General features: G+C 53.2%; 7 protein-coding genes. All 7 read left to right on the top strand.

Translation table 11 applies throughout. The features are described 5' to 3' along the window. Positions 1-283: 283 nt before the first annotated feature. The 7 genes from ACODSK_RS31575 (at position 284) to ACODSK_RS31545 (ending at position 9,007) form a co-directional block, all read left to right on the top strand. Entirely contained in the window at positions 284-1,612 is a 1,329-nt protein-coding gene (locus ACODSK_RS31575) for a tyrosine-type recombinase/integrase (RefSeq protein ID WP_489021927.1), read from the top strand. A gap of 410 nt (positions 1,613-2,022) precedes the next feature. After that, a complete protein-coding gene (locus ACODSK_RS31570; RefSeq protein ID WP_489021926.1) occupies positions 2,023-3,936 on the top strand; it encodes a KAP family P-loop NTPase fold protein in 1,914 nt (637 codons plus the stop codon). Further along, a complete protein-coding gene (locus tag ACODSK_RS31565; RefSeq protein WP_489021924.1) occupies positions 3,937-4,815 on the top strand; it encodes a hypothetical protein in 879 nt (292 codons plus the stop codon). It abuts the gene before it with no gap. After that, a complete protein-coding gene (qatC, locus tag ACODSK_RS31560) occupies positions 4,812-6,077 on the top strand; it encodes a Qat anti-phage system QueC-like protein QatC (RefSeq protein WP_489021922.1) in 1,266 nt (421 codons plus the stop codon). The genes ACODSK_RS31565 and qatC overlap by 4 nt, the downstream gene beginning before the upstream one ends. Continuing rightward, positions 6,074-6,826 (top strand): Qat anti-phage system TatD family nuclease QatD, encoded by a 753-nt coding sequence (qatD, locus tag ACODSK_RS31555; RefSeq protein WP_489021920.1) that lies wholly within the window; start codon positions 6,074-6,076, stop codon positions 6,824-6,826. The genes qatC and qatD overlap by 4 nt, the downstream gene beginning before the upstream one ends. Before the next feature lie 252 nt (positions 6,827-7,078). Then, a complete protein-coding gene (locus ACODSK_RS31550) occupies positions 7,079-8,317 on the top strand; it encodes a hypothetical protein (RefSeq protein ID WP_489021918.1) in 1,239 nt (412 codons plus the stop codon). 321 nt (positions 8,318-8,638) lie between these two features. Continuing rightward, complete coding sequence (locus ACODSK_RS31545) at positions 8,639-9,007, top strand: AAA family ATPase (protein ID WP_489021916.1); 369 nt, start codon at positions 8,639-8,641, stop codon at positions 9,005-9,007. Positions 9,008-9,058 lie beyond the last annotated feature (51 nt).

Below are 9,058 nucleotides of genomic sequence, written 5' to 3'. Positions count from 1 at the left end.
CCGGCCTGTCACGCCGGGGGTCGCGGGTTCGAGTCCCGTCCGCTGCGCCATATTTGCTTCCACTAAGGCCCACTGAACGCCTGGAAGCCACGGAAATAGCGGCCTTGCGCCGCTTTTTTCGTTTTCTGAATTCCACTGGAATCCATCCCCAGCCACGGTTTTTAAGTACACATTTAAGTACACCGCTGGCACAGCCTTTTACGATTTCTTGCGCATCAATTTTCGTATTGGTCCGTCTACCGCTGAGTTGTATTTCCCTCCTTGATGCAAAAGGAGGCGTCTGATGGCTCTGACAGATACAGCGATCAAGCAAGCCAAGCCCGCCAGCAAGCCTTATACGTTAACCGACGGAGATGGCTTGTCTCTGCAAGTGCCCCCGACGGGTTCGAAGCGCTGGCATTTCCGTTTCTATTGGCATGACAAGCAATTGCGTATTTCCCTCGGCATCTATCCTGACGTGAGTCTCAAGGAGGCTCGTCAGCGGAGAGAGGCTGCACGTGCGCTGGTGGCCAACAATATCGATCCCCGATCACATCGTCGTGCCGAGCGGCAGAAAGCCTCTCACGCCGCCAACAACACGTTTGAAGCGGTTGCTGATCGCTGGCATGAGTTCCGAAGTAAAAAACTTACGAAAAGTAAGAAGGGCAGTGCAGGGCAAGCCAGCAAATACCTGAAGAAGGACATGCTGCCGTGTTTGGGCGATCTCCCGATCGCGGATATTTCTCGTGGTGACGTGCTGGAGCTCGTTAGGCGAATTGAGCGCAGAGGGGCGCTGGTCTCTGCTCGAAAGGTACGCACCTGGCTCAACCAGATCTTTCGTTTTGCCATGGCGGAAGGGCTCGTTGATGTGAACCCAGCAGCAGATCTTGATATCGTTGCCGAGACGCCGCGGCCAGTTCGCCATAATCCCTTCCTCCAGGTAAATGAACTTCCAGGACTGCTCAGGACCGTCACCCATTATGGGGGTGCAGAAGCGACACGGCTTGGTATCCGTCTATTGCTGCTGACAGGGGTGCGTACAGGAGAGCTGCGAGCGGCGACGCCAGAACAATTCGACCTCGACAAGGGGATCTGGCTGGTGCCGCCGGAGGGTGTGAAGCAACTCCGGAGTCGTGTTCGAACACAGGGGAATGAGATTCCACCTTATGTGATTCCGCTGTCTGCTCAAGCAATTGCAATTGTGCAGCGGCTGATGCAGTTAAGGACGCGCGGTGCACGGTATCTGCTGGTTCACCGATACGAACCGCAGGAAATGATCAGTGAAAATACCCTTAACACCGCGATTAGTCGGATGAGTTACAAAGGAAGGCTCACCGGTCATGGCATCAGGGCCACCATCTCGACGGCGCTCAACGAGGTTGGCTTTGTAGAAGAGTGGATTGAGGCGCAGCTTTCACACGCTGATGCCAACCAAATTCGGGCTGCATACAATCATGCAGAATACGTCGAGCCGAGACGTAGGATGATGCAATACTGGGCGGATCTATTAGATGCACTAGAGGTCGGCGTTTCGCCGCCTACGCCCGAAGCATACATGCCGCAGATCGGCCGAGCTCCCGCAGATTTTCTGGGCTCGCAGCTGGAATATGGTGATAGCAGCATGAGGGGCTAGGTCGAGTGTTCGAATCACTCGGTCCCGACCATATTTATATTGAGAATCCAACTACTTAGCGATAGTTGGATTTTTTATGCGGAACGATTTTTTGTATAAATGGGTTTTGTCCCCACTTTTGCCCCAATACTGATTTTTCCTTAGGAGTTTTGAGAGAGTAGCGTTTCGCACGTCTGATTTTACACTTTAGCCTAACGGGGATAGACCCAGAGCGCCCATCTCTACTTTCTTAGCTTCCGATAAGCTCTGCTCGAGCCACAGTCGCGAGTGATGCGGATAGCGATGGCGTTTGGCTATCAAACCTCCTAGACTCGATCCGCGCTCCCGGACGAAGGGCTCAAAGCCGTACTTCATTGGGAAATGAATGGCCACTCACTTGGCCTCTACCTTCGCGAAACGGATTTTCAGTCATGTGGCACGACAACGAAACAACGATAGACTACCTCAACTTTGGTGTCGTGGCAGATGCTTGCGCTAGTTTGTTACGGCGTGCGGGTGGGGCACCTATCTCCATCGGCGTGTCCGGAGGGTGGGGCGCCGGTAAGTCTTCGCTCGTCCAGATGATTGCATCTCGCTTGAAGGAGACCGATAAACCTGCTGGCGCTGGTGCTGTTGGTTCAGGGGGCGGTGCGGTTGCCGGTATTGACGCGAAACAGAACACGTACGTGGTGGTCACGTTCAACCCTTGGCTGTACCAGGATTTTGAAAGCGCACGCAGTGCTTTGCTACAGATCGTCGGTGACGAAGTGCTGCGCCTGGCTGAGAAAGACCCAAGCCTGCGAAACAAGGCGAAACGGCTTTGGCAGCGAATCAATCTTCTTCGGTTGGCGCAGCTGGGCGGTGAGGCGGCTGTGACTATTACTACCGGCATCCCTGTTGGGTCCATCGGAAAGGCGATAGGCAAAGTCGTCGGTTTGATGGGGGCATCGGAGGACGAGGAAGAGTCCGGCGACGACAAAGAAGAAGGTGTGGAATTGAGCAGCCTGGGCGGTCTGATCAAGCCCGGCCAACCACTTTCTTTGCCCAATGAAATTCAAGCGTTCCGAGTCGCACTAGAAAAGCTTTTGGATGAGCTGAAAGTCACGCTGGTGGTTTTCGTCGACGATCTCGATAGGTGCTTGCCAAAAACCGCGATCTCGACACTTGAATCTATTCGGCTGCTTCTGTTTATCAAAAGAACGGCATTTGTCATTGCAGCGGACAATGAATTTATTCGCGGAGCGGTCAAGGTTCACTTCGAAGGCACAGGCATCACCAGCGATATCGCGACGAACTATTTCGACAAGCTGATTCAAGTGCCGCTTCATGTGCCCAGGTTGGGCGTCAACGAAGCCAAGGCTTATCTGGTACTTCTTCTGCTGCAGCGCGCTACAGAAGATGGACAGTATTCCATTGAAAATTTCGAAACGGCTAAGGAGTCGATTTCTTCTCGCCTGCGCCAGAGTTGGAAGGGCGAGACGATTACGGCTGAGTTTCTCTACAGGCTCGTAGGATCCGATCAAGAACTGGTGAAATTGATGGACTTGGCTCAGGGGCTTGCGTCTCTGATGTTCCAGGCCACAGCCGTGAGCGCAAACCCAAGGCTTATGAAGCGATTTCTAAATACCGTCTTCTTACGCAGTGCCCTGGCGGAACCTCAGGGTATCGAATTGGACATTCCATCATTGGCCAAATGGCATTTATTGGAACGTTACGATGAGACGCTCGCCAATAATCTCGCGGCGATGGTTAACTCTGAAAATGACGGCCGAGTTGAGATTCTGCAAGTCGCCGAAGCGGCCGTAGAAGCCGGTGGCGCTTTAATGCCACCTTTCAAAGACGATGCATTTACCAGAGAGTGGCTAAATTTAGCGCCGCTTCTTGGAGCTTCAGATCTAAGGGCTTTGCTCCATTTGAGTCGCGATACCGCAACTCGCGATTTCGGCGACGACAACATGACACCGGAATCCCGGGAGCTCAGGGATACCTTAAAATTGGCCACAAGCGGTCATGCTGAGCTCACCGCTTTGATTCTCAAAGTTGGTCAGGTTCAGGCCGAGATCGCAATGACGAAAGCATGGCAGGCTAACGCGTCATCACGCACGTGGAAGGCTGCCAGGGATGTGTTCATGCTGATTGAAGTCTGCAAAACCTTCCCCGAGTTAGGGAAAAAGGCAGCCTTATTACTCAATCAGGCGCCATTGAAAGACATTGGCCCGGGCATCATTCCTCCGCTTTCACGTCAGCCCTGGGCCACCGAAACGCTCAAGTCATGGCAAGACGTCAATGAAGTTCAAAAAGCGACCAAAAACGCAATCAGCTCACCGGTAAAGAAGGGAATCTAAATGGGTACTTCGACTTCCAGCGGTGGGGGCAAAGGCGGCTCCCCGTTCGACCCTGAGTGGTTAGATCATGGCGCAGGCGGCAATGGCGATGGCTCGCCTCCAGATCCGGGCGATGAAAACGGCCCACAACAAGATCCGGGAGATGATGCTGCGGGCGGCGCCGATGGCGATTCTGGTGAAGGTGTAGGGGAGGGAGCTGCGCAGGAGGCAGGGAATCCAGATTTCGCTCCGGGTCGCAGGTTTGCACCGGCTCGTTCCAAATTATCGAATTACCTAGGCGGCGGTGGCCGCGATGCGCTGCGCGGTGCTGCCAAGAGCATGGTGAGCAAAGGCATGGGTGGCTCTGGTCGGGCCGCTGCTACCATGCGCGGCACCGCACAGGGTGCAGGTCGACTCGGTGCGTTTCTGGAGGCCGTTCGGGACGGCACAGATGCGCGCGTCAGAGACTGGGTGCAGCGCGTTCGCGGCGCCAACTTGTCGGCTAACGATCTTGCGCTCGAACTGATCAGAGAGGTTATGCCCGACACCGGCAGTATCGATGATGAGTCATTGCGAAATGCGGCGGCCGACGCTATGGCAATGCTCTACGAGCAAGATCCGCAAGTCGACATCTTCAGTCTCTCAGATCAACAGATCGCCGACGTCATCGGCTACACGATTGCCAATGAGGTGTGTAACCGCATGGATCTGCAGTTGGGGCAGACCTACGAGAAGCTCAAACACCAACCGAGAGAGATTCAGGCGCTGCGTAATGATATCAAGGAATGGGTACACGGCGAGGTACGCGCGGTCATGGAACAAATCCTGCCAAGACAACTCGACCCGCAAGGTCTCGCCCAAGTGGTACTTGAAACGGCGTTAGGGGTGTTCGCAGAATGATTAAAGTTATCTGCACGACCGTGGAGCGACTTCCTGAAAATCTCGCCGTGGGAGAGCGGGCATTCACCTATTTCAAGAGTGCCAGGCGAGAAGGGGTGGGCACCATTGCTGCCGGTTGGCACGGCTCACTTAAACGTAAGGGCTTTCACCCGACCCCGGCTACCTGGGATTTTGTGCAATTCTGTCTTGCTGTATGCAGTGCAGACTTATGCGGCTTGCGCAGCACAAGTGCAGACGGTTGGACGCGCACTATCCAGCTTTCCATTGGGTTGCACGAGCCGCTGCGATGGCAGCCATGGAAAGAGGATCTGGAGCAAATGCTCAAGGTTCTGACCGGTGATTATTGGACATTGATCTTCACCGACGCGGGCGCCGCGCCGCCACAAGGACGTGATGAGATCGTCGATCATGACTGCGTCTCGCTGCTTTCGGGTGGGCTCGATAGCCTCATCGGTGGCATTGACCTGGTTGCTCAGGGGCGACGACCATTGTTCGTATCTCAACTCGCCCATGAAGATTCGGAGCGGCAACGACACTATGCAGCGATGCTCAGTGGACCTGGCTCACATTATCAGTGGAGCCACGGCATTGGCTTTAAGGGTGCGAGAGAGCCGTCAACTCGTGGCCGCTCATTGGCTTTTTACGCGTTTGCCGTGTTGGCGGCGTCCAAGCTGGGTGATGCACGCCCGACCATCTTCATTCCAGAAAATGGTTTCATTTGCGTCAATCCACCATTGGTACCTGGCCGGGTTTCCAGCCTGAGTACCCGTACAACTCATCCGCTGTTTATCAGTAAGCTCCAGAATGTCTTGGATGGATTGGGCGTTTCCGCTCAGCTCGAATTACCCTATCGATTCAAGACGAAGGGGGAGATGATGAGCGAATGCCTGAATCAACCGTTGCTTCAGCAATGGGCTTCCGACTCCACGAGTTGCGGGCGATTCCGCACTTACAATCGTAAGCATTGTGGGCGTTGCGTTCCTTGTATGATCCGCCGAGCCGCATTCAACGCTTGGTCACCTGGGTCAGACGGGACGCGCTATGTCTTTCCATCCCTCGCAGGAAGCGAAAAATCCAGTGGCCCCGATGACCCTATGGCAGTTGCACTCGCAATACTGACTGCAAGGAGTAAAGGGCTTGATAGCTTCCTTGGCGCTTCGCTGGCATTTGCACCTTTAGCAGAGCGTGCCCAGTATCGTAGGGTGTTAGCGAGTGGTATTGACGAGCTTGAAGCCGTACTGGTTGGAGATGGAATACTTTGATCGACTTTCACTGTCATCTCGACCTATATCCCAAGGCTCGTGATGTTCACGCAGAGGCGCTCAAGCGCAATGTGTTCACTTGGTTGGTGACAACCAGCCCGATGGCTTATCAAGCAACCACCCGGGTGCTTGGCAGTCATCCAGAAGTCCTAGTCACTCCGGGTCTGCATCCAGAAATTATTCATGAGCGGTACAAGGAGCTGGAGCAGCTCCTGGAACAAATCGGCCCGGTGAAAGCGGTCGGCGAAGTTGGACTTGATGGTTCAAGGCGCTTCAAGCATAGCTACGAAATGCAGAGGAAGGTGTTCACCGCCACCATCGAAACGTGTCATCGACTGGGAGGGCGGGCGCTTAGCATCCACTCCCGCCAAGCTGTTGGGGATGTCCTGTCGATCCTAAGTGCTTATCCTGATTACGGAATCGCGGTGCTGCACTGGTTCAGCGGAACAGCTACCGAGCTCAAGTTGGCGGTAGAGGCCGGCTGTTGGTTCAGTATAGGGCCTGCGGCGTTCAGCTCGGCCTCAGGCAAAGCACTGGCGAAGAAACTGCCAAAGGATAGGGTGGTGCCAGAAAGCGATGGGCCGTTTGCTCAAGTCGAAGGCAGGACCGTACAGCCATGGTGTTTTGAACTTACAGCGAAGCTGCTCTCTGAGGCGTGGGATCTTCCGGAAGTGGAGGTTCAAGAGCGACTTAAGAAGAATGCGCGCCGGCTGCTAATCTCCATGGGATGTCCGCTCCATATTCCTTAAGTTATTCAGCTTATCCAGTATGTGCGATGCACGCCGCGTAGATTTAACGGCTGATATCATGGTGATATAATATTTAGTCGCAGATTGCTTTACGACGTAAGGAAAAATAGGCACTTCCGTGAGCACTAACGTAAGGGTGCTGCAGATGCATAGGGGGAAATGGTCAGTAGATTGATGCTTGAGCACGTTCTCTGCGTGATTGATCATGCGTGAGTTGATGAATTTAATCCATATCCCAACCCCGGTATATCTATGAATCAGTACTCTGCTATAGATCTCTTATACTCCGCTGTTGTGTTCAATAATCCAAGTGCGTGGGCAGAAATGGAAACCAGTCGGGCTGCAGAATTCGCCGACATGCGCGCACTTGTTTGCTCGGAAAATGCAGGTGCGGTTGATCTTGAAATGGGTCTAGGTATTGCATCGAATGAATACGTTATTCCTATTTTTGAGGGGCCTCGGGCATCCTTTATCTCTCGGCACACAGGGGTTCAGTCTGTGTTGACTGGTGGTCGATCAAATGTGCTGATGGATTATTCCTTGAGCTTTGACTCCAACTTCGCGGAGCGTTTGAGAGCATTAGTCTTTAGAGAGTCAATCGGCGGCATTAATCACGAACGGGTACTAGAGGTTCTACGTCTGAAGGCGCTTAATCCAAATGTGCAGTTTGATTTACTGCCCTTTCTCTATGAAAACGTACGGCTATCTCGTGAGAATGGCAAGAATAGGCGGCCGGTAGATACGGTTGTTGCGTTTCGTATGCTGGATCATATGGATTGGGAATTATTCGGCGCCACTGGGCAATTAAAATTCAGCTTCGAGGAGGACTGTCTCAAAGAACGTCTTCGTCCTGATGCCGAGATATTTATTCGCAGCCTCTACGACAGTACTGCGATCATGCAACATGAAGCTCACACTCTTGGTGTGCAAGTGCTGCTGCTGCGATTTGCCAACCTGTGGCACATGGCTCAAAAGAAGGATCCGAATCGCATTTTGACAGGGCTTTTGGACTTTTGTATCTCTGACTTGGGATACGTACCTATGACCGAGTTAAGTCTGATTTGGCAAGGCATGTCGAGTAAAGTCGTAGCCCCTTTCTTTGGCCCCGTCACCGGGCCCTCGAAAGAAATTCTGACTAAAGTAAAAGCGATGGCTTGGGATATCATGCATCTTCGGCTTATGGAGAGAATGGCTACCCAGAGTCATCTTGGATCATTTTACATACCTTTCTTCGTTTCATTGGATGCTAGATGGAGAGAGCTACTGCGCCTAAATCCTATTCGGGTAATGCTCTTCGATGATTCGCAACGCAGAATGCTATGCGCCCGCGCTGGGGAGATTGGCTTTCAATCCGCCTGTACGGCGTACGTCAATAAAGCGCCAAACGCATTCTCACCAGAACAAGTGTCTGTTCGGCGTAAGGCCGCATCGACACCTAATGCGCAGAAAATAAGACAGCTAATCGAGCAGGAAGAACAGCGTTGGCGCTGATTGGCACGGAGGACTGGCCGCTAGGGCCTAAATTTAAAGATGAGTCGTTTTGCAGCCCTCTAATCAAATTTGCCGATTTGAGGGCTTCCTACGTTTTTGATGGGGATCTCTCTTGTCATGGCGGCGCTGGACGTTGTGAGCGTTCTGGCTCAGGTATGCCGCTACACTAGTGATCGTCCAAGGTTGAACGTCCGTTACCATTTCGCACATGCGCTATGTACTCATCGCTCAGGAGCGATCAAGCCGGGCGGGTATAAACGGTGATGGCAACTCAGGTATTGAGCGCTAATGCCAATGAAGGCTAGCTATTAAGGAGTTTCAGTGTACCTACATCGAATTATTGCCCAGAATTTCCGGGCGTTCGGCGACGGAACTAATAGCCCTGCGCTTGACTTGCAGCTCAATCCTGGGATGAACATTCTCATTGGTGAGAATGACGCGGGCAAAACAGGCATCGTCGATGCTATTCGCCAAGTATTATGGACCACTAGCTTCGACACAATTCGCATCTTTGAACACGATTTTCACGTTCATGGCGCTGATCGTGCCGCCAGTCTGGTGATCGAGGCAACCCTGAAGGGCTTGACGCCTGGACAGGAGGCTGCGGTGTTAGAGTGGTTGACCTACGAGACTGATGGCTCCACGAGCCTGATAGTCAACCTGCACGCCAGACTGCACCCTGCTCAGTAAGCGAACGGGCATTACAGGTTGCGTAACGGCAGCCAGTTATGCGGCAACAAC

The organism is Pseudomonas sp. FG98, from assembly GCF_057808595.1.
This window is presented reverse-complemented; position numbering and strand designations above follow the sequence as displayed.

What these genes read in the sequence shown, in the direction of transcription:
- ACODSK_RS31575 (WP_489021927.1), top strand. Translation starts at nt 284, where the DNA reads ATGGCTCTGACAGATACAGCGATCAAGCAAGCCAAGCCCGCCAGCAAG.
- ACODSK_RS31570 (WP_489021926.1), top strand. Translation starts at nt 2,023, where the DNA reads ATGTGGCACGACAACGAAACAACGATAGACTACCTCAACTTTGGTGTC.
- ACODSK_RS31565 (WP_489021924.1), top strand. Translation starts at nt 3,937, where the DNA reads ATGGGTACTTCGACTTCCAGCGGTGGGGGCAAAGGCGGCTCCCCGTTC.
- qatC (WP_489021922.1), top strand. Translation starts at nt 4,812, where the DNA reads ATGATTAAAGTTATCTGCACGACCGTGGAGCGACTTCCTGAAAATCTC.
- ACODSK_RS31550 (WP_489021918.1), top strand. Translation starts at nt 7,079, where the DNA reads ATGAATCAGTACTCTGCTATAGATCTCTTATACTCCGCTGTTGTGTTC.